This is a genomic window from Paenibacillus ihbetae (genome assembly GCF_002741055.1).
GTDB classification, from domain to species: Bacteria; Bacillota; Bacilli; order Paenibacillales; family Paenibacillaceae; genus Paenibacillus_AQ; species Paenibacillus_AQ ihbetae.
This window is the reverse complement of record NZ_CP016809.1, coordinates 153,882-175,737: the sequence shown is the minus strand read 5'-3', so window position 1 is coordinate 175,737 and position 21,856 is coordinate 153,882. Positions and strand designations below refer to the sequence as shown.

Here is a 21,856-nt window from a genome sequence, read left to right as displayed (position 1 = left end):
GCGTGGATTTATCAGAGAATGCAAAGCTTGCAAAGCTAGGAGACAAGGAAGCTTTCGTGCTATTAATACGAACAGTCCAACATAGCCTATTTGTTATAGCGAGAACAATGCTTAAAAACGACGAGGATTGTGCAGATGCAATACAGGAGACCATTGCCAAAGCTTTTTCTAATGTACATACACTGAAAGAGCCCTCTTATTTCAAAACATGGATCATTCGGATTTTGATACACGAGTGTAATCGGATAATTAGGAAAAAGAAGCGAGTGTATCCTGTCCCTTATGATATGAGAAAGACATCTTATCAGGGCGATTTTGAACAAATCGAGCTGTTTGAAGTGATCGACGAACTGGATGAACAGCTTCAACCCATTGTGATGCTTTTTTATATTGAGGATTTATCTATCAAGGATATATCAAAAGTGCTGGGCGTTTCTGAAGGAACTGTAAAATCACGTTTATTCAGGGCAAGACAGCAATTATCCGAGCTCGCCCTATGGGAAGGAGAAGCAAAGTATGAATTATCATGATCCGATCGATCGGGAGCTTCGACAATTCTTTAAGTCCAAAACACAAGATTTGGTCATTCCTGATACTGTGCAACTCGCTGTGGAGAACACTCTTTCCTCACTTCCTAAGCGGAAAAAGATGAATGGCAATCCTCTCAAACGATGGAGATGGGTAGCAGTAGTCATCGCCCTCCTATTCGTTCTTGGTACTGTTTCAATTTTTACAGTGCCGACATTTGCCGAAATGTTAAGATCTCTTTTTGCCAAAGACAACCCTGATATCGGACTCCTGCGAGCCCAGGAATTGGGACTGGTACATAATCCTCATGTTAAAGTGAAGGACGGAGGCTATACGTTGGTGATTGATGAAGCTGTTGCCGATCCAACCCGAGTGACTCTCGCTCTTCAACTGTTTGATCGAAAAGGGAATCATGATCGGGACAAGCTGGTTCTTATTGAACCGAACAATATTATGATCAAAGATGATAATGGAAACGCAGTAGGCAGCATGTACGATATGGGGCGCACGAATGATTTTTACTATATGGTTGCATTCTTTAGTGAACCGCTGCAAACCGACAAAATAACGATCGAGGGGAATATTAAGGTGCTAGGACATCAGGACGAACCATCAATAGAAGGAAACTGGGATTTTAGCTTTCACATAGATATGAAAGAGGCAAACAAACAGACCCAAATAGAGGAATTATCAGGCAGCTACACAACTCCGAACGGTATGACAGTTACATTAAAAAGGCTCACGAAAATGGTGCAAGGAGTACGTTTCGAAATGGAAACTGAACTTGATGATACGGCCATGGCGAGATCACCCGGCGATTTATGGGAAAAGCAGATGCTGAGCTTTCATTTCGAAACCTTAGAAGGAGAAGAACTTCATTCGGTGAATCCGAGAAAATGGGGTTATATGGATAGTTTAATGACATCCGATCATAGAGTGATCGGTAAAGGGAGAATGCGTTGGAGCTATACTTTCAAGTACTTGCCTGAGGATGAACCGTACCTTTTTATTCTGGATGGTTACTCGGTCGCGGAAAGGGACGGAAGCAGAATTTCCTTTAAGCCATCGGAGCTGAGGAGGCCGGAAGTTTTTAAGATATTGAATGATAGATACGAGTTGGTTAGGGCTTCGCTTGAGAAATCGCTAAGCGGTGATGACACATATGAAACTACCGTCTCATTCTACGGAGAATTGGAAAATGAAATGAGACATGAGAATTGGAGAGCATACGATTCAGGAGGAAAGCAATATGATATAACTATCAGGGGATCGTACTCAAACATTAATACCTCGGCTGATAATTGGAGAGAAGGACGGATCGGTATGGGGGATCGTATCACACATCAGCCCAATGAATTTCGGATTACGGGGTTATATCAGATTCCGGAGGAGCTTACCCTGGTAAGGGAAGTGGTGGATAAACGATATATAGATACTGACTGGTCCGTACGTCTAAAATAGCAGAAAAAACGAACTTTTCCTGTTAGGGGAGAAGTTCGTTTTTTTCTTCCGCCTATGTCCCAATGAAAGCGGGCTTCATTACGTTCTCAGTGATAGGCTGGCGTTTCGATGCCGCAGGGACCTCCGTCAGGATTGCCTTCGAGCTCAAGCGCGGTCCCGTCGGCACGGTAAAGCGGGTTATACCAGCGCGAAATTTTGTCGGCACTGGAGTTGGCGTAGTGACAAATGAACGCCCGGCGGAATCGGTCCTTTGATTTGTTGCGGTATGAGCCATGAATCAGGTTTCCGTTAAAGAACAGCACATCACCTGGATCCATGACGGCCGGCACCGGCTTCTCGTCTTTTGGCGGCTTGACATAGTGCGTTGTGAACGACTCCTTAGAATCCGACACATCCGGGCAGACGATCTCGTACGTATTCGTTTTCGGCACAAGCAGCATACAGCCGTTCTCCTCGTCGCACCGGTCGATCGCCGTCCAAGCGGCGATGCAGTTGCCCGGCTCGACCTTCAAGTAGAAGTTGTCCTGATGCAGCGCCTGTCCTCTGGATCCCGGGGGTTTGTAATAGAACATGCTCTGTGCTGCGTAGGCTTCCTCACCGTACAAGTCCTCTAGAATCGTCATGACGCCGGGATGAAGCATGTACTTCATGGCAACCGGATTGAACCGATGCGGATGCATGACACGGGGGAACCGCTTCAGCGGGTCGGACCGGTCCGTGCTTAGATCCGGTTCGAAAAAACCCGGGATCGTTGTTTGTCCGATCTCATCGAAAGTCATGCGGATCTCCTCAACCTCCTCCGGATGAAAAACCTCTTTTACAATCAGATAACCTTCGGTTTCAAATTGCTTCATTTGCTCTGTGGACAACGCTTTGAACACCTGCGACATATCAAATGCTCCTCTCCGTGATGAATTATCTACAGTTTAATGGAAGGGGGCGAAGCCTTGAAGTCGCATTCATGCTCATAACTGGCTGGATTCTGCTATGCTGCTGGACATAATGGGCAGAACCCCTTATTTTAACAGGAGAAGGAGTCAAGGGATATGATTATAGGAGGAAAGCGCATTGGTTGATAACCTTAAGCAGCATGGAGCCCAAGACAGAGGCGTATTGATCGGACATTTTCGGGAGAACGAAAACTACGCGATGACGCGCCCTAACGGAATCGATGACTGGCTGATCTTTTACACGATCGAAGGAGGCGGATATTTGCGAACCCCCGCGGGTGAGAAAACCTGCGGTCCAGGTGATGTCGCAGTCATACGGAGAGGGGTGCCCCACACGTACGGGACGATCGCGGGCGGGGTATGGCATTTCATGTGGGCGCACTTTCAGCGGCTGCCGGAAACTACGCTGATGCCCGACGACGAAGCATGGGTTTGCAAAATGCCGAACGGGACCATACAGCGACGCGTGCTGCGGATATTCCGGACGCTGCTGCATGATTTCCGCGATCGCGGGAAGCTGTGGCAGGAGCTGTGCGAGAATCAGCTGAGCAGCTTGCTCCTGCTTGTCGCCGAGCAGCTTGCAGACCGACATGACCCTAGGGTTAGCCAGGTGCTGCGCATTCTATCCGTGCGGATGCAGGAGCCTCTGACCATCGATGAGCTCGCAGCTGCGGTGAGGCTCTCGGCTTCTAGACTTTCTCACTTGTTCAAAGCAGAGACCGGACAGACGATCCTGGAAACGTTGAATGGCATGCGTCTTGAGCAAGCTGCGCTGCTCATGACCCACGCCGGCCGCACGGCAAGTGAGGCCGCAGTCGATGTTGGCTTTCAGAGTTACAATCATTTTGCCGCACTGTTCCGCAAACGTTACGGCGTCGGCCCGGCGAACTTCCGCAGAAAAGGAACGGCTGCAAACTAAGAAAGAACTGGGACATGCTCACTTCTCCCTTGCTCCATGAGGGCATATTTGACCATCGTCAGCATACGATTAGGCGAGACTGCTTCTGAGCAAGGGAGGATACCCAAATGACCGTTAACGATCAGCAGCTGGCGCAAATCGCTAAAGCCTATCTGCCCCACGGTGCTGAGCTTGTCACCATTGGTAAGCCCATGGATCATGCGGCAGTTATCGCTGCCGACATCACGGGAGATCGGATTCCCGAAATAGCCGGTGTATACCGACTGAATGATGAGCTTTATCTGTTTGTGCTAAATGACCGCAATGGCAGCTATGAGGTCATTGCCAATATCATGGGACAGGGATATGCGGTCACTTTATTAGGTGCGGTTCCTGTGATGGCTCCCGGCAAGAACCAAATTATCGTTGGTTGGCAGGTTGGGTCCATCTGGTCCAAATTGTCAATTTACGACTGGACATCGGAGGGACTTAAGGATATCGCACCTCCTGAAATGAGTTACAGCTATATCGATGTGTTGGATATCCCGGGGGTTTCGGGACCGGATGGCCAAGCTGAAATTGTGTTATGGATACACGATACGGGCGAAGCCTATCGAGTCGAAGTCGTCAGGTGGAGCCAAGGGAGGTTTGTGACCGCGCCGGATGTTTACCCTCGTTACTTTCCTGTCGTCGTAAAATACTACGAGAGGCTGACGCAAAAACATCCGGATTATTCCTTCTATTGGTATTACCTGGCGGATGCGCAATACCGGGCTGGAATGCCGGAGGCGGCTCTGGCGTCGGTTCGCATGGCACTCCGTTTCCGGGAGCCTTACCCTGCACGCGAAACGCTGTTAGAGCTTGAGAGCCGGATCAAGCGAATGCTGGCCAGCAGGTGGGAGCCCCGGCAGCCGGTCGGATTATTTCCGGCTTCCGTAAAGACCACGAATAGAACCAAGTGGGGATATATTGATCGCAGCGGAAAATTAATCATACAACCAAAGTATGAAGATGCACAGGATTTTCAGGATAATGGCCTTGCCATTGTAGGGATGCGCGGCAATTATGGTCTTATTGACAGATCTGAACGTTATGTAGTAGCGCCCATATATCAGTCCATCAGTCCGTTCTCGGAGCATCAGGCGATTGTGATCGATCATCAGGGATTTAAAATGATTGACGAACATGGAAATGTGCTGACGCGACGAGCATATCCGTACATTTCGGCACTTAAGGAAGGCAGGGCGGTTTATTATGTAACCGATCAGGGCAGCGGTAATGGAGCGGCCAGCCGATACGGATATCTTGATGCAGAAGGCCGGGAGGTGATTCCTGCCCAATTCGAGGAAGCGAATGATTTTGCCGATGGGAAAGCCGTTGTGAAGATAAAAAACAACCATTACGCTCTCATAGATTCCCATGGCCGGCGATTGGCCGACTATCCATTTGCCTATGTCGGACCGCTTGGCGATGGGCTGTTGGCTTTTCAGCAGGATCCAAACGGTAAATATGGTTACATCAACGAGCAGGGGAATATCGTTATATCGCCGACGTACACCTCGGCATTTCCGTTTCATCAAGGCAGAGCGATCGTGAACACGGCGGAGGATTACAGGTGGAAGTACGGGGTCATTGATTCACAAGGTAAATGGATCATCCAGCCGGAGTATAACGATATTCGGGATATGAATGAAGAACGGTTTGCGCTTGGGCGTGCAGTTGATCCCGACCAGCCATATATTGGCTCGATCTATGCCATTGCCGATTGGGGAGGGAAGAGACTTACTGAATTTATGTATCGTGATGTCTCCGACTACCAGCACGGCTTGGCTTCGGTTTATGACGGGAAGCAGACGTATTTCATTGACCGTACAGGACATCCCGCCCCAGGATATCCCCGAGTGGACGGCAGCGGTTCGCTCACGCTGGAACCCGGAGGGCTAATTAAAGCATTGGTCGATCAGCGCTTGTCTTACCTTGACCGGTCAGGCCACGTCATATGGAGGCAAAACACGGTTATTCCGCTGAACCCGCCCTATCAGGTCATCGAAGAGAAGTATAAACCCAATCCGGATTACTTAGTTTATTATCCACAGCTCGCGGGAATGAGGGATCAAGCAGCTCAGCAAACGTTGAATGCGAAGCTTAGGGAAATGTCGCAGGTCAAATCTATTCCTCCGAACCAACAGCTGGATTACTCGTATACGGGTGATTTTGACGTTATTTTCTACAAGCAGCAGCTCCTTGAACTGGAGCTCACCGGATATAACTATCCCTTTGGTGCCGCGCATGGCATGCCTACCAAAGTGTATGCCGTGATCAATCTTGACAAGGGGACGATGTATGAATTGAAGGATTTGTTTAAGCCGGGCAGTGATTATGTGAAGGAGCTCAGCCGTATCGTCGGCAAGCAGATTCAAGAGGATCCGCACTATTCGTATGTATTTCCGGATAGCTATAAGGGAATCTCTGCCAATCAGCCCTTTTACGTAACCGAGGACGCGCTGCATCTGGTGTTTGCCCCCTATGAGATCGCTCCTTATGCTGCTGGTTTTCCGACATTCACAATTCCATTCACTCAGATCATGAACATCCTAAATACCGAGGGGGAGTTCTGGAAGGCATTTCATTCATAGGACTTTATGCTCATATATCAATTGGGTGCGCCGTGTTAAGTGCATTTTCCAGATGGAGGATTGGAGGAGGGATTGTTAGAGTCCAGTCATAAAAACACAAGGGATTCCCCTCAGGCGCTGACTTGCCCGATCGACCCATTCCTTCTCCGCTCATGCGTATGTAGGACCACCCGCCATTCTGAATACTTTGTACCTACCGCTTCCTTGCTTTTCCAGTGTATCATGTAAAGATGGTCATAATGCTGCGGCGATAACGATAAGTTAATGAAAAGCTGCATCCTTGCAGAAAGAAAAGACACGTAGATTTTGCGGAATAGCAAGTCCCATACTCTTGTTCAATCGGCGAATGAATGTGTTTATCCTTTCGTTCGCCGATTTTTTTTGTTTTCATTGGGTTGTCTGTTTATTGAGCGGAGACGGTTGATTTACTGTCATTTAGCGCACGGAAAGGAGGTGATGAAGATGAACACCATTCATATGCTGGCCGGCATTCCCGGCAGCGGTAAGAGCGAATACGCAAAAGAGTGCTGCAAACGGGAAAGAGCCGTGCTTGTGGCGACGGATGCCATCCGGGAAAGATTGTTCGGGAGCGAGTCGCGTCAGAAAAACACCTACCGGATTTTTGATGAAGCTTTTGCCGAGATTGAGCAGGCGCTGGGGTCGGGAAGAAACGTCGTATTTGATGCGACCAATGTTGCCCGCGACCGAAGGATACAATTCCTGAAGCGGTTTAGCTCGTTTCCGGTGGAATGCCATGTCTGTATCACGCCCTACGAATTGGCCAGAGAACGGGTACAGGCGAGAAAGCGTAAAATCGAGGAAAAGGTGCTTGAGAAATATGCCAAAAACTTCGAGTTTCCCTTGCTTGCCGAAGGCTTCAATAAGCTGCATATCGTCCATACGCCGGCAGATGCCGGTATAGAGCGGGCCGCACTAGAGCGGCTTCTTGAACGGAACCCGGGTCATGACGAGCTGTTCGCTTACCTGCGGCGCTCTCCATATTTTAGCGTGATGCTGGGATATGACCAGGAAAATCCCCATCATTCCAAAACGCTGTCCGAGCATACGCATGCCGTTTTGGAGTATGTCCATACGTTTTACGAAGGGGAGCATCTGTTCGAAATGCAGCTGGCAGCCTTGTTTCATGATACTGGCAAGCCGCTGTGCAAGGTATGGAAGCCGAACCGGGGGTATTACTCCTACTTTGGACATGAGCATGTATCGGCCATTATCGTCTGCCATGTTTTGAAGGAACTGGGGTATGGCGATGATTTTATTTTGCATGTAGTGAACATGGTGAGCTTCCATATGGAGATTCTGCACGGCGGTGATGCCGGTGCTTCCAAGATCTATCATTTGCTTGGCGACCGGATGCTGGCAGAGCTGTATTTCTTCGCGGAAGCGGACACGTTTGCCAAATAGAGGTGATGAGATGAATAAAGTGAAATATCCGAAAACGATGCACTTGCCCTGGTCCAGAAGCTATACGGACGATGATAAAATTTTGCGAAACACGGACCATTTTGCAGGACAAGAGGTTGTGATTACCGAGAAAATGGATGGAGAGAACACAACGATGTACTCGAACTTCATTCACGCCAGGTCGCTCGACAGTAAAGATCACTCTTCCCGGCACTATGTGAAGACGCTGCACGGAGGAATCCGGTATATGATTCCGGAAGGGTACCGGCTTTGCGGAGAGAATGTATATGCCAAGCATTCGCTGCTGTATACCTCCTTGCCCGGCTATTTCATGCTGTTCTCGGTCTGGAACGACCGCAATATCTGCCTGTCTTGGGATGAAACTGAGGCGTGGGCGGAGAAATTAGGAATTCCGCTTGTTCCGGTTCTGTACCGCGGGGTGTGGAGCGAAGAAGCTGCAAAGCAGTGCTACACGAAGCAGTCCCGTTGCGGCGGAGAGCAGGAGGGGTACGTTGTGCGGCTCGCCTCCGAATTTCCTTATGAGGACTTTAAGCGCTCGGTCGCCAAGTTTGTCCGGAAAAATCATGTGCAAACCGACGAGCACTGGCTCAGTAAACCGGTTGAACCCAATGGCTTGGCCTAGGGTGTAAACGAAAGAGCTTAAGCTCGAATACAGCAAAAAAACACAAACGGTGAGGAGGGGTTATCATGTAATTCGCCCGGAAGTCCCTAAGATCATTGGATCATGCATCAACATAATTATTACCGACATACATAAAAATTGGGGTTATTGCCTCTTTTCCACGATTACCGGATGAAAGCTCTGGGCTCCATTTCCTTATGTCATATAGAGCCTTAGAACGTATTACATACTACATAACTTTAACAATTGCGGTATATATGCAGGTGGCATCCTTGAGTTCTGGCATCGTGATTTACGATACGGAGAAAATAACCGCGCCCAAGTCATTCAAGCTCGAGTTGTCTTTTTTTGAGGCAATCGACGTCAGTGTGACCTTTGCCGCGTATTATAGACTTTCAAGCAAAGGTGATCAACGAAAGCTGCCTTTGCCCGCATTGGGGCTAATACGAAATAAACAAAGTTGGAGGGAACAAGATGAACGAAGAAGCAGTTACAACCGGTTGGGATGCAATTGAAGAGCAAATGAAAAAGCTATATGGGGCCCAGGAGCCTAAGCATTACGGTACGGTTCTACCTTACATGCTTGGGGGCAAGGACCCGCTGGACGGTCTGAGTGCCTATAAAGCGGAGAAGCCGCTGCCGCATTGGCATATCGTGACGTTCGGATTCTCCGAGCTGTATGAGAAGGAATCGGAAAATACGGAGTACAGCGGTTATGGATTTGAACTTACGTTTCGAGTGGCGCGCACGGAAGATGAGGAGGAGCCGCCAATGTGGGCGCTGAACCTGCTCCAGAACATGGGACGCTATGTTTTTGGCAGCGGGAACGTTTTCGCTTCCGGCGATTATTTGGACGCAAATGGTCCGATTTGTTTAGGGGCTGATACGCAGTTAACCGCGCTCGCCTTCGTAGAAGATCCCGAGCTCCCTGGTGTCGGCACGCCCAATGGAAAAGTTGAATTTCTGCAAATGGTCGGGATTACGGAGGATGAGCTGGAGGCGATGAAAACATGGAGCACTTCGGGCGTATTGGAAGCCAGCCAAGCGGACCTTCCCGGCTATATCACCGATTTGTCCCGAGATTCGCTCCTGCGGATTCCTGCGATAGCGGAGACCGTCCAGAACGGCATGGAGCGGGACGGTTCGAATACCGGTTTCTTATTTGTGGATCAATTGGCTTGGGAGCCCGGCAGAAACCGTCTATTTAGCAAGACGCCGGCCGTGCTCACCTTGGGGGCAAAGCAGGCAGGAACGGTCGGCAAGCTGCTTCGCGGCCGGCTGCTGAAAGGGAAGGACTTGATGTTGGCAAGCCAAGATTTAAGGGTTGTATTGGAGCCTGGGGCGGAAACCGGATACGAAGCGGGGGAGCAAGGCGTTCTACTCAGGCTGGATGAGGCGACCGCGGACGAGCTTTCGCGAAAATTGCTGCCGAAGGAAGATAGAATCGAGTTGGCGGGTTATCAAGGATTTACCATTCAAGTCGTTAAAACTCATATCAAGGACCAAGACGGCAATGTTGTATCCACCATTGGGTAAAGCGTGCAATCAGGAGTTGAGGTTGTAATGAAATCACGTCGCAAAGGGGAAGCCCGGCTGAAAGTAGTCAGCATCGCGGAGGAACCGGTCGAGCAGCTGCCTTATACGGCAGCCGCTCCGGGGAGCAGGGGGGTCAACTATGAATATCTACCGATATACTTCGGAGAGATGGTTGGGCTTCCGGATGAAGTAGACGCACTAATCCTGGCTTCCGATCTGCAAGGCGCAGCAGGGCATGGAGCCATTGATGGAGAGCAGCGAGTGAGGCAGATTGGGGAGGAGCTTCCTGAATTTCTGGCCTTACTGCTCGATAGCTATGGTGCCCGGTTTGATCCGGAACGTGTCGTCGTGCTCTTGTGCGGTGATCTGTACGGAGACCCGGCTCATAGAGGTTCAAGCGGCGATCCGCTTCCCGTGTGGGAAGCCTTCCGCTCGCATTTCGGCACCGTGCTGGGCGTAGCGGGAAATCACGATATGGTTACGTCCGCAGGGAAAGCGAGGCTTGAGGCCGCCCCGGGCGTTGATTTTTATGACGAGCCTAGAATGACGCTGCACAGCGGGCTGAATATTGCCGGACTGGGCGGGATAACAGGAAGAGCGGACAAGCCGAATCGGATGCCGGAGGAAGATTATTTGCGTGCTCTGCAAAAACTGCTGCGGCGCAATCCAGATGTGCTCATGCTGCATCAAGGTCCAGATGTGCCTGCATGTGGGCTTCCCGGCCATGCCGGGATCCGGCGAGAGCTTATCGCCGGGCCTCCGTTGCTTGTTTGCTGCGGACACGTTCATTGGGACCGGCCATTGGCGGAGCTGGACAACGGCACGCAGGTGATCAATGCCGATGGGAGAGTGCTGGTGTTTGCCGCTGCAGGGGTGGATTAAACCGAAAATGCTGGTACTCAAGCGGTTCTCGAGATTTATCCACGCGCAAAGCTGCAAGCCTGTATGAAAGTATTGGCGATGCTGAAAAAATGGCAGCCTGTATCGACATCGCCAACGGAGGTCAATCGCCGCCGGAAATCTTGGATGCTTTTATTGAGCTAGGTCAGGGACTGGGAGATTTAAGAATGAAGGTTTATACTCCGAACGTTGGCAGCAACTACACCAAGATGACATATTCGGAACGTGAGCTGGAGGAGTTTGGAAGAAGAACGAATCTTCATGTTTCAAAAATTTTCGCGGAAGGGTGCATTTTCGATTCATTACTTCCTAAACTTAAAGAACTGACAATGCCTGTACTTTTGATCAAAGGCCGGCATGACCCCATTATTTGCGAAGAGCAGACGTATTCATTCGTAAATGACGTTAGAACAGGGCAATTGAAGGTATATGAAGAAAGTGGTCATATGCCTCATTTTGAGGAACCGGAAAGATTTGCGACGGACGTGATCCATTTCGTACTAGAACACAATCATAGCTAGTTATATACCGCAGCGGCAGTCTTAAGGAAATGACTGCCGCTGTTCAACTTTTACCTGCGGTACTCGTTTGTTAGAGAGGAAGAACTGTTCAATGGGTGCCGCTTGAAGTGAAAATAATTTCTGCCGATTTAATCCTGACAACCATGTTGTCAGAATTCGCCATGTAGGATTGAAGGCAGATGATCCGATAGAGATTCATCGACAGAGGAGAGGATACCCGTGAGACTGGAGCGTTTGCTTGGAATGACGCTTGAGCTGATGGCCAAAAAAAGAGTGACCGCAACGGAATTAGCAGCCAAGTTTGAAGTATCGGTGCGCACGGTCTATCGTGATGTCGAGTTAATTAATATGGCTGGTATTCCGGTTGCATCGTTCACCGGCGCAGACGGCGGATTCGAGCTGATGGACGGCTATTTTCTGACACGGCAGCATTTCTCAGTCGACGACTTGTCAGTCATCTACACGCTTTTGAAGGCGATGGAAGGTTCGATGGGAGGCGCTGTTGCGCCCGCGATGCGGAAGCTGGTCAGCCTGCACCCGGGACTGGCAAGCGAAGGCAGCCGTGAGGCAGTCATTTTGAGCATGAGCGCGGCGGAAAGCGAACGTGATAGGATTCGGCGGCTGTTTCAGGCCATACGGCAATCGCGCATCGTTCGGCTGGCGTACACGAGCGCATCCGGCACACCGTCCGAGCGCAGTGTGGAGCCGGGAAATTTGCTCTGGGAGAAAGGTGTCTGGTACCTGGAGGGGTACTGCAGGTCACGCCGTGGGAAACGGTATTTTCGCATCTCGCGGATTACGGAACTCGAGGTAATGGAGGAAACGTTTATACCGCAGCCCCTGCTAGATGAGCCGGAACAGGAAGAAGTGCAAGGAATTCAGGCGCATCTTCGTTTCGACCTGTCGGTACGTACTCGCGTACTGGAGCAATTCCCGGGGGAATGCACATATCAGGGCGATTGCGTTGAAGTTCGCACGACCTTTTATAAAAAAGAGTATGCATTATCGGTCATCACGAGCTACGGGACGAACGTTGAAATTATATCGCCGGACGACCTTCAGCGCGACGTCATCGCGCATATCGAAGCCATTCGCCAACATTACGCGAAACCACGAGGAGGAGATCGGAAATGACAATTCTGGTAACTGGAGCAACAGGTACGGTTGGGCAGCATGTGACGGATCTGCTGTTGAAGCAAGGCGCTTCCGTGCGCGCATTAACGAGAAATGCGGAGCGGGCGAGAAAGAAATTGCCGGACGGCGTGCAGATCGCCGAAGGCGATTTGATGAAGCCGGATACGCTGAAGGATGCATTGCTAGGGGTAGACGCAATGTTCCTGATCACTTCAAGTGACGAACCGAACGCGGATCTGAATACGAACCCGGGAGTGATTGGGGTTGCTAATGAAGCAGGCGTTAAACGCATAGTCGTTCTGGTAGGCTATGAAGAGGGGCCGGTCGAGGCAGCGCTTAGAACAAGCGGCATGCACTGGACGCTGGTGAAGCCTGCAGAATTTATGGCCAATGCCTTGGTGGATTGGCGCGATACGATCCGTTCGGAAGGCGTTGTACGGGAATTCTATGGAGACGCTTTGAGCGCGCGGGTACACGAAGGGGACATCGCAGAGGTTGCAGTCCTGGCCCTGCTGGAGGATGAACATCATGGGCGCAGTTATGCGTTGACCGGACCCGAAGCGCTTACACGCAAGGAGGCCGTACGGACCATCGCTGCAGCGATTGGCAAGGAAATCCCGTTCGTCGAACTGACAGAGGAAGATGCAAGGCAGCAGTGGCGGCAGCAGGGGTATGACGAGGAGAGCGTCGAATTTTTCGTGCAGATTGCGAAAAATCCGCCGGAGGCAGGATATACGGTGCTGCCGTCTGTCCAGCAGGTGCTCGGGCGGCCGGCGCGTACGTTCGCCGATTGGGCAGACGAGCATAAACGGGAGTTTCTATAATAGATTGGAGGAAGGGCCCATGACGTACGCCATTGAAGCGAAAGGCTTGCGCAAATCCTTCCGGGGGCATGAGGCTGTGCGCGGGGTGGATTTGGCGATTCGGCACGGAGAGCTGTTCGCGCTTCTTGGGCCAAACGGAGCAGGGAAGACAACAACGCTGCACCTGTTAACCACCCTGCTGCGTCCGGATGGGGGAACCGCGTACATCTGCGGCAGCGATGTTGTCGCCGAAGCAGCCGATGTACGCAGGCGAATCAGCGTAACCGGCCAATATGCGGCGCTGGATGAATCGCTGACCGGCCGGCAAAACTTGAGGCTGTTCGCCGGGCTCCACGGCTATTCGCATAAAGAAGCCGGCGCGCTGGCATGTGAGCTGCTGGAAGCATTCGGGCTGGGGGATGCAGGCGATCGAACCGTCGGAACCTACTCCGGCGGCATGCGCCGGCGCCTGGACCTTGCCGCCGGCATTCTCTCGCAGCCCGAGGTGATGTTCCTCGACGAGCCAACCACCGGACTCGATCCGCAGAGCCGGCGCGAGCTGTGGGAGGCGGTTCGCCGGCTGGTGAAGACGGGGACAACCGTGCTGTTAACGACGCAGTATCTGGAAGAGGCAGACCAGTTGGCCGATCGGATCGGCTTCATCGCAGACGGAAGGGTAATCGCAACCGGCACGCCGAAGCAGCTCAAAGCATCGACCGGCGGCAAAACACTGACGATCCGCATATCGGCAGAAACCGATCCGGATGGGGTCTGTCGCCTGTTATCTAACGAACATGGACTTAGTGCCCATACGGGTGAAGACGGGGTAATCGTTAAAACGGCCATTCGGGAAGCTTCGCTGGCACACGCTGCGATCGGTACGCTTATGGAACACCAGACGGCGATCGAGGATTTCGCCTTGAGTGATCCAAGCCTTGACGACGTATTCTTCGCTTTGGCCGCCACACCCGGAAAGGAGGCGACGCAATGAGCTCCATGTTAGCAACCCGTGCGCGAAAGCCTGGCCAGAGCCCTGGCGGCTTGAGAGCGACAGGTCTGTTCATGCGGCGAACGCTGTATCACATACGTAATAACAGCTTCGGGCTTGCCGTTGAAGCCGTGCTGTCGCCAATCATCATGCTGCTTATTTTCACCTTCCTGTTCGGCGGAGCGATTGCCGGCTCCGTCCGGGGCTATATTCAGTATGTGCTGCCGGGCATCCTGGTGCTGACGGTGGTACCCATGACAGTGTACAGCGGAACAACGATATGCACGGATATCGCCAAAGGCGTCTACCACAGGTTTCGCACGATGCCGTTCTGGCAGCCTGCCGCCATTGTCGGCTCGATCATCGCCGATAGCTTGCGTTATGCAGCGGCACTTCTCGTTGTCTTGGCAATGGGGTTGGCGCTCGGATTTCGTCCGGAGGTTGGTATCGGGGGCACTTTGGCAGCAGCATTTTATGTCCTCTTCTTCGCCCTGGGCGTCAGTTGGGTATTTGCGTTCATCGGCAATGTGGCCAAGCGCCCGGAGACCGTGTCGGGGACAAGCATGATGATGGTGTACCCGCTCCTATTTGCCAGCAACGTGCTTGTCGACACTTCCACCATGCCGCGTCTTTTGCAGGTGGCAATCGACGTGAATCCGATCAGCATTGCCGTTACCCTCACGCGAGGACTGCTGGACGGAACGGTGGATGCCGCTCAACTGGCGGCTGGCATCGGTGTTGTGCTGCTGTTGATCGCGATTTTCTCTCCGTTGACGATAAGCGCTTACCTGAGGAGGCAGATACGAGGGTAGAGGCTACAAAAAATATCAAAGAAAAAAACAAGAGCATGCCCATCCAAAAAGGCAAAGTCATGAATATCAAGGCTATCATCGTTTCCATTCATAAGGCCAGCCAGAATCTTCTGGTTGGCTTTATTTAGGTCGTTACCGCCTCTAACCCGGCCGGACCTTGGATCGAGCCGGCCAGCTACATATTTTTTATAGCGATGAACGTAGTGGTTTCCAATATGTGGTATGCTAAGCGTATGTTGAACATTATCGATACGGTTATTTTCGACCTTGACCAAACCCTGCTCAATAAGACCCAGTCACTAGTCAATTTTTCCATTTATCAATATGAGCAATATTCTTTGGACGAATTCATTCCGGATATGAACGAATTCACCCTAAAATTTTCGGAGCTTAACCTTATGATTATGCCGAAAGAAGAAGTGTACCGAAGGTTAGTCGAGTTCTTCAAGATTGACGGGAATTTATATCATGAGCTGCTTGCTGATCTAAACCAAAATTTCCATCATTATAGTGTTGGATATCCTGGGCTGCATGAGATGCTCCATTCGTTAAAGGAGGATGGGTATAAGCTGGGAATCGTCACGAACGGCCGAGATTTTTATCAACGAAACAAAATATCAGCTTTAGGCATTCGCGATTATTTCACCGGCATTGTTACTTCCGGTTCTGTGAATATCAAGAAGCCTGATCATGCCATCTTTCAAATGGCTCTGAAGCATTTGAATTCCATCGGAAGGCGTACCGTATTTGTTGGCGACAGCATCCAGGCAGATATCATCCCTGCCAAGGAGCTTGGAATGTATACGATCCTTAAAGCAAAGGAGGTTTCGTCGGAGCTGCCCGATGCCATTTGCGATGAATTAATTGAAATTCCGAGCATCATTAAATCGCTAGAATCAAACTAACCTATATGGAAAAAGATGAATGGTTCCTGGAAAATGATCCGTTGGTATGAGGAGAAGGGAAAAGCGATGCTCACCGAATAGCACTTTTAGTGCGGAGCCTCCGTCGGTAAATGAGATCATTTTCATTTTTACCCCCTTATCATGTTGTTTTATATATCCATAATACTCCACCCGTATAATAGAAAGACTGTAATGTCTGAAAGATAAGACGATAGGAGGACACGCGGAGTGGAGTCGAAAGAAAAAGTAGTCGTAACGATATTGGAAACCAGCGATATTCATGGCCATATTTATCCGACGGACTATCGGGGGCCCGGGGACAAGCCCATTGGGCTCGCCAAGCTGGCTGAGATCATTCACAGAGAACGGCTGGAAGCCCCGCAACTTATACTGCTGGACAACGGGGACCTTCTTCAAGGTACGCCGTTTATGTATCATTACGCCAAGTACGACAGAACCGGCATGCACCCCGCGGCAAGCGCGCTGAACGCACTCCAGTACGATGCGGCGGTGATCGGCAATCATGAGTTCAATTACGGGCAGGAGCTGTTGAATCAAGCGATCGAGGACGCTGCCTGTCCCTATCTGTGCGCGAATATTATGAACGAACAAGGCGGTCGTCCGGCATTCGGGCAGCCTTACCGGATTTTTGAGATGAAGGAGGGGATTCGGGTAGCGGTGCTCGGCGTCACGACCCATTATATTCCCCACTGGGAAGAGCCTAAGCACATTTCCGGCTTAATGTTTGAGGATGCCCTGGAGTCCGCCCAGCGGTGGATCAACCATATTCGAGACAGCGAGCGTCCCGACGCGGTTATCATATGCTACCATGGCGGTTTCGAGCGGGATCCTGCTACCGGAGCCCCTACTGAGCCGCTGACGGGGGAAAATCAGGGCTACGCGATGTGCATGCATCTCCAAGGCCTAGAAGTGCTGCTGACCGGGCATCAGCACCGGATGCTCGCCGGGGAGCTGAACGGCGTTCTATTCGCTCAGCCCGGTTTCGCCGGACAGGCGATCGCCAAGGTTCAACTGACGTTCGAGCGGGAGCAGGAGGGGGGATGGTCGATCGGCGGCAAAAGCGTGCGGCTGCTGCATGCGGAGCAAGCCGAGGCGGATCGTGTCATGCTTGCCATGTTTGCCGAGCAAGAACGGAAAACGCAGGCCTGGCTGGATCAGCCGATCGGCAGGGCCGAGGGCGATCTGTCCATCATGGACCCCTTCAAGGCAAGACTCGGGGATCACGCGTTCACGGAGTTCGTCAATCGGGTGCAAATGGAGGTTACGGGAGCAAGTATATCCTGCGCCGCGATCTTTACGAATGAAGCCCGGGGCTTCGCTGGGGAAATTACCATGCGGGATGTGGTGTCCAACTATATCTATCCCAATACGTTGAAAGTGATCCTGCTGACCGGAAGGGATATCCGGGACGCGCTGGAGCAGAACGCCCGTTATTTTACCCTGGACGAGATGGGGCAATTACAGGTGTCAGAGAGCTATCTGGAGCCGAAGCCCCAGCATTTCAACTACGACATGTGGGAGGGGATTGACTATGAGCTTGACATTTCAAGACCCGAAGGCAAACGGGTTATTAAGCTGCAGCGGGACGGACGTCCCTTGGATCTCGACGCCACGTTCGAAGTGGTGATGAACAGCTATCGGGCGGGAGGCGGCGGAAACTTCCGGATGTTGATGAACAAGCCTGTCGTCAGGGAGATTCCGACGGACATGACGGAGATTTTGGCCGATTATATTTTGAAGCACCAGGTCATCCATGCCGTCTGCGATCATAACTGGAAGGTCGTCTACTAAATAGATTCGCACAAAACAAAACCAACCATCGTATGACAGTATGACATCCTATGAAAAAATCCTCCCATCCTATGCTGCATCAGGGTCGGAGGATTTTGCGTTTCCGGATGACCGGAGTGTTATGCTAGGACCGCCAGATGAGCTTTGTTATCCTTGGACCAGCTTGGATCGAAGCTTGTTCGAGAACCATTCGATAACAAGGATAAGGATGACCAAGCCGATTAAGATGGAGCCGACCTGATTCCACTTATAGCTGTTCATAGCGAAGATCAGCGGCGCTCCGATCCCGCCGGCTCCAACGAGTCCAAGAATTGAAGCCTCGCGCATGTTCATGTCGAACCGATAAATGGTAACGGACAGGAACAGCGAGAACAACTGCGGAATAATTCCATAGCGGATTTTCTCAAAGGTGGTACAGCCGATGGATGTCATCGACTCCAGGACTTTCTTGTCCAGCTCCTCGATCGCATCCACGTAAAGCTTGGACAGCATACCGATCGAGGTCAGCCCGATCGTGAGCACCCCGGCAAACGGTCCCGGACCTGATACCCGGATGAACATCAGCCCATAGACGAGGGCAGGGATCGTTCGGATCAGAATAAGCAGCATTCTTGTAAGCCAAGCGATCGGCTTCGGCACGATATTGGAGGCAGCCAAAAAGGCAAGCGGAACAGACAGCACGGCACCCACCAGCGTACCCAGAAATGCAATGGCCGTCGTTTGAACGAGCAGGTAAAGCACACTCTGCTTCGAGACGCTGAACAGCAGGTCCAAATCCGGATGGACAATGCCTTTCAATATGTTAAGGGCGATTGCCAGTCCGCTTTGATTCACGTCTTTAAAGCTTACCGCGCTTAATGACCAGGCGAACAAAATCAGAACGATTGCCGCCACGGTCAGCAAATAGCGATGATTGCGGGGGGAAGCAAGCAGCTGCTTCTCAATTGTCGTCATAGCATGGATCTCCTCAAGTTAACTTTTTTCGAAAATGCTCGCTGATCGTTTCAATCACGTATACGGTGACCACCAGCGACAAAATGATCATACCTACGCGCGGATAGTCGCGCCATCCGAGATTTTCGTTGATCAAGAGTCCGATTCCGCCTGCCCCTACATAACCGAGAATGGCTGCATAGCGCACGTTCCCCTCGAAGCAAAACAAAGTGGTGGACAGATAGCGCGGGAGCACTTCCGGAAAAATAGCATAGCGAAAGGCTTGAACACGGGTCATGCCAATCGACTCCATGGCTTCGAAGGAGCCCATGTCGACGTTTTCGATCTGCTCGTACAGCAGCTTCCCGACGTACGATAGGGTAAAGAGCAGGATGGCCACCAGGCCCGCCGTCGGTCCCAATCCGAAAACGAAGGTGGCAATCAGCGCCGTCACCAGCGTCGGCAATGTTCGGAGCAGGCTAAGCATAACTTTAAAAATAGTCACGACCGCTTTGTTGCGAATGACGTTGGACGAAGCAAGCAGGGCGAACGGTAGAGCCAGAAGGGCGCCGATCATCGACCCAAGCACGGACATCTGCAGCGTATCCAGCAAGGCTCCCCACAGCTGTGGCGTATAACTCCATTTGGGGGGGATCATCTCGCCTAGAATGATAAAAAACTGACGGATCCTCGAGAACAGAACATGCAGGCTGAACCCCGTCAAATTGACGGATAACGCGGTTGCGGCTGCGAGCGTGAGCAAGATAAGGGGAAGCCGCGATCTTTTTTCCAGGACGATTTTACCGTTTGGCAGAACCATTTTTTTGGGAGGAAACCATTTATCAAACATGCGCCTATTTCGCCTCCGCCAAATATCGAGTTTCATTGGACTTGCTGCCGTAAATGTTATCGAGGATTTCCTTGGTCACCTGATCGGCTGCCCCGTCGAAGACGATTTCGCCTTCGCGGACTCCGATGATGCGATCGGCATACTCCAGCGCGATCTCCACATGATGAATGTTCATGATCACAGAAATCTTCATGGTCTGATTGATGGTTTTGAAATCGTCCATAACCAATTTCGACGTTACCGGGTCCAGTGAAGCAATCGGCTCGTCCGCCAACAGGATATCCGGATTCTGGGCGAGTGTTCGCGCCAGCGCTACACGCTGCTGCTGCCCGCCCGAGAGCTGGTCTACTCGCACGTATGCTTTATCCAGAATGCCGACTTTATCGAGAGCCTCCAATGCTTTGAGCTTATGTTCCTTGGTAAATACACCGGTCAGCTTGCGCCACATCGGAAGGTCAGGCACGAAGGAAACCAGAACATTCTTGATGACGCTCATTCGAGTGACCAAATTGAAGGACTGGAAGATCATCCCGATCCGTCTTCGGAAGCGGCGAATTTGTTTTCCTTTCAATTTGGACACATCGACATGATTCACGTAAAGCTGGCCGCTGGTAATATCGTGCATGCGATTAATGCAGCGGATCAGCGTCGACTTGCCTGCACCGGATAAACCGATTACGGCCACAAACTCTCCTTGTTCGATCTTCAGATTAATATTTTTGAGCGCATTCGTGCCGTTGTGATACGTCTTGTTTACATGGTTAAACTCAATCATGGCTAAACCCCAATCCTCGCATATTCAGCTGCTGAACAGAAAAAAAGGAGAACATCGGTTAAAGGCTTGATGCTCTCACATTTAACAAAAGATAAGTCGTTGACGATGATGCGGCGTTTATTATTTTTTCAAGTTTTTAATAATCTCCTGCGCTTTGCGCTCGCCGTCGTAATCGGATGGCTGGGCTTCCTTGTAGCCTTCGTGGCTGTATACCGCGATTACGTTCTTCCCCTCCTCCGTCTGGGCGATGGCGATAAAGGCTTCTTGAAGCGCGGCCTTCAGCTCGTCGTTCATGGTTGGGCTGTTCTTGCTGACGCTAATGGTGTCATTGTAAATTCCTTGAGTGACCCCGATAATATTCGTTTCGTCCCAAATCGATTGTTTACGGCCGAATTCATTTGTCCATTGCTCTTCATAGTCGCGTCTTGCGTCCGCGAATGCAACGATAATGTCGACTTGTCCGGCCGCCAATCGGGCGAAGGAGCTGCCGTAAGAGTCGGATGTTACGATATGGGAAAGGTCGGTAATGCTTTTGTTATAGTTGTCTTGCATCCACAGCGTAGGGTAAATGTATCCCGCGGAGGAAGAGGTGGACATCACAGCCCAGTTCGCATCGTTCAACTCTTCCCATGTCAGTTTTTCTCCGTTGTTGATTTTGGCAGCCAATGCTTGACCTTTATCGGATGGACCTGCAATGAACAGAGCTCGATAATACGTTGCCTGATCGCTTGTCGGCTGGGTCGGCTTATTATCGTTCCAGTCCTTGGCCTGGTCGGAGTCATTGGATAATCCGGCCCGGGTGGCGGTCAAAATGACTTCGGCTCCGTCATCGTACAGAGCATATGTGCCGCCAGGTATAAAACCGACATCTGTTGTACCGGCGGTCAGTGCTTCGCCGACGGCTTCATAGGTGGTTCCTACATCAATGCTGACTTTTCCGACATTAAATCCCTCGGATGCCAGCTGGCTCTTCAGCAATTCCTTGAGCGGATCCGTTGCCGTAACGATTTGATCCGGGTCCTTGGACGGGACGAAGCTGATTTTCAGCTCTTCGATTGTCTGAGCCGCTGTGCCCGAACCGCCTGAATCGTCTGTGGATTCGGAAGTCGAAGTCGGCGATGATGGGGCATCAGGCGTTGAATTGCCCGAGCCGGAGCTGGAGCCGCAGCCGACAAGCAGCGCGATAACCAAAGCGAATACGGATACGAGCGTCATTTTTTTCTTCAACATAAGTCCCCCTGATTATAATAGTGAATTCGAAGGCACGGGCTTGCCTGGGCCTTGAAAGCCAAACCCATTGTATAACCGCTTTATTATCGATGGATTAACCTAGTGTTAAAACAGTTATA

Annotated in this window: 20 protein-coding genes; 15 read left to right on the top strand and 5 right to left on the bottom strand. The window is 51.2% G+C overall.

The window, feature by feature from the left end; translation table 11 throughout:
- Positions 1-2 precede the first annotated feature (2 nt).
- Positions 3-530, top strand: a complete 528-nt coding sequence (locus BBD41_RS00760; RefSeq protein ID WP_099476386.1) for a sigma-70 family RNA polymerase sigma factor — start codon at positions 3-5, stop codon at positions 528-530.
- The gene (locus BBD41_RS00755; RefSeq protein ID WP_099476385.1) at positions 517-1,989 is read left to right on the top strand and encodes a DUF4179 domain-containing protein; all 1,473 of its coding nucleotides are present in this window, start codon (positions 517-519) and stop codon (positions 1,987-1,989) included. The genes BBD41_RS00760 and BBD41_RS00755 overlap by 14 nt, the downstream gene beginning before the upstream one ends.
- 86 nt (positions 1,990-2,075) lie before the next feature.
- Here the strand turns inward: BBD41_RS00755 and BBD41_RS00750 are convergent, their stop codons facing one another.
- On the bottom strand, positions 2,076-2,879 hold the full coding sequence (locus BBD41_RS00750; RefSeq protein WP_077566135.1) for a phytanoyl-CoA dioxygenase family protein: 804 nt from the start codon (positions 2,877-2,879) through the stop codon (positions 2,076-2,078).
- A gap of 178 nt (positions 2,880-3,057) precedes the next feature.
- Between BBD41_RS00750 and BBD41_RS00745 the strand changes: the two genes are divergently transcribed.
- The 13 genes from BBD41_RS00745 (at position 3,058) to BBD41_RS00685 (ending at position 17,949) form a co-directional block, all read left to right on the top strand.
- A complete protein-coding gene (locus BBD41_RS00745) occupies positions 3,058-3,858 on the top strand; it encodes a helix-turn-helix domain-containing protein (RefSeq protein WP_099476384.1) in 801 nt (266 codons plus the stop codon).
- A gap of 107 nt (positions 3,859-3,965) precedes the next feature.
- Positions 3,966-6,473, top strand: coding sequence for a WG repeat-containing protein (locus BBD41_RS00740; RefSeq protein WP_099476383.1), 2,508 nt, complete (start codon positions 3,966-3,968; stop codon positions 6,471-6,473).
- Between the two features lie 462 nt (positions 6,474-6,935).
- Positions 6,936-7,895, top strand: a complete 960-nt coding sequence (locus tag BBD41_RS00735; protein WP_099476382.1) for an AAA family ATPase — start codon at positions 6,936-6,938, stop codon at positions 7,893-7,895.
- Between the two features lie 10 nt (positions 7,896-7,905).
- Positions 7,906-8,538, top strand: a complete 633-nt coding sequence (locus tag BBD41_RS00730; RefSeq protein ID WP_099476381.1) for an RNA ligase family protein — start codon at positions 7,906-7,908, stop codon at positions 8,536-8,538.
- Positions 8,539-9,012: 474 nt separating this feature from the next.
- Positions 9,013-10,074, top strand: coding sequence for a suppressor of fused domain protein (locus BBD41_RS00725; protein ID WP_077566141.1), 1,062 nt, complete (start codon positions 9,013-9,015; stop codon positions 10,072-10,074).
- A gap of 27 nt (positions 10,075-10,101) precedes the next feature.
- Entirely contained in the window at positions 10,102-10,956 is an 855-nt protein-coding gene (locus BBD41_RS00720; RefSeq protein ID WP_077566143.1) for a metallophosphoesterase family protein, read from the top strand.
- An 89-nt stretch (positions 10,957-11,045) separates the two neighbouring features.
- Positions 11,046-11,495: an alpha/beta fold hydrolase gene (locus tag BBD41_RS00715; protein ID WP_077566145.1), complete on the top strand. Its 450-nt coding sequence runs from the start codon at positions 11,046-11,048 to the stop codon at positions 11,493-11,495.
- A gap of 219 nt (positions 11,496-11,714) precedes the next feature.
- Positions 11,715-12,629 (top strand): helix-turn-helix transcriptional regulator, encoded by a 915-nt coding sequence (locus BBD41_RS00710; protein ID WP_099476380.1) that lies wholly within the window; start codon positions 11,715-11,717, stop codon positions 12,627-12,629.
- The gene (locus BBD41_RS00705; protein ID WP_077566149.1) at positions 12,626-13,453 is read left to right on the top strand and encodes an NAD(P)H-binding protein; all 828 of its coding nucleotides are present in this window, start codon (positions 12,626-12,628) and stop codon (positions 13,451-13,453) included. Before BBD41_RS00710 ends, BBD41_RS00705 begins: the two co-directional genes overlap by 4 nt.
- Positions 13,454-13,472: 19 nt before the next feature.
- On the top strand, positions 13,473-14,423 hold the full coding sequence (locus tag BBD41_RS00700) for an ATP-binding cassette domain-containing protein (RefSeq protein WP_077566150.1): 951 nt from the start codon (positions 13,473-13,475) through the stop codon (positions 14,421-14,423).
- A complete protein-coding gene (locus BBD41_RS00695) occupies positions 14,420-15,232 on the top strand; it encodes an ABC transporter permease (RefSeq protein ID WP_077566152.1) in 813 nt (270 codons plus the stop codon). The genes BBD41_RS00700 and BBD41_RS00695 overlap by 4 nt, the downstream gene beginning before the upstream one ends.
- A gap of 233 nt (positions 15,233-15,465) precedes the next feature.
- Complete coding sequence (locus BBD41_RS00690) at positions 15,466-16,137, top strand: HAD family hydrolase (protein WP_237086984.1); 672 nt, start codon at positions 15,466-15,468, stop codon at positions 16,135-16,137.
- 228 nt (positions 16,138-16,365) lie between these two features.
- The gene (locus tag BBD41_RS00685; protein ID WP_099476378.1) at positions 16,366-17,949 is read left to right on the top strand and encodes a bifunctional metallophosphatase/5'-nucleotidase; all 1,584 of its coding nucleotides are present in this window, start codon (positions 16,366-16,368) and stop codon (positions 17,947-17,949) included.
- Positions 17,950-18,096: 147 nt separating this feature from the next.
- Here the strand turns inward: BBD41_RS00685 and phnE (BBD41_RS00680) are convergent, their stop codons facing one another.
- The 4 genes from phnE (BBD41_RS00680) to BBD41_RS00665 all read right to left on the bottom strand — a co-directional run bounded on the left by phnE (BBD41_RS00680) (position 18,097) and on the right by BBD41_RS00665 (position 21,737).
- Positions 18,097-18,903 (bottom strand): phosphonate ABC transporter, permease protein PhnE, encoded by an 807-nt coding sequence (gene phnE / locus BBD41_RS00680; protein WP_099476377.1) that lies wholly within the window; start codon positions 18,901-18,903, stop codon positions 18,097-18,099.
- A 13-nt stretch (positions 18,904-18,916) separates the two neighbouring features.
- Positions 18,917-19,732 (bottom strand): phosphonate ABC transporter, permease protein PhnE, encoded by an 816-nt coding sequence (gene phnE, locus BBD41_RS00675; RefSeq protein WP_077566157.1) that lies wholly within the window; start codon positions 19,730-19,732, stop codon positions 18,917-18,919.
- A gap of 4 nt (positions 19,733-19,736) precedes the next feature.
- A complete protein-coding gene (gene phnC / locus BBD41_RS00670) occupies positions 19,737-20,507 on the bottom strand; it encodes a phosphonate ABC transporter ATP-binding protein (protein WP_099476376.1) in 771 nt (256 codons plus the stop codon).
- Between the two features lie 120 nt (positions 20,508-20,627).
- Positions 20,628-21,737, bottom strand: a complete 1,110-nt coding sequence (locus BBD41_RS00665; RefSeq protein ID WP_099476375.1) for a phosphate/phosphite/phosphonate ABC transporter substrate-binding protein — start codon at positions 21,735-21,737, stop codon at positions 20,628-20,630.
- Positions 21,738-21,856 lie beyond the last annotated feature (119 nt).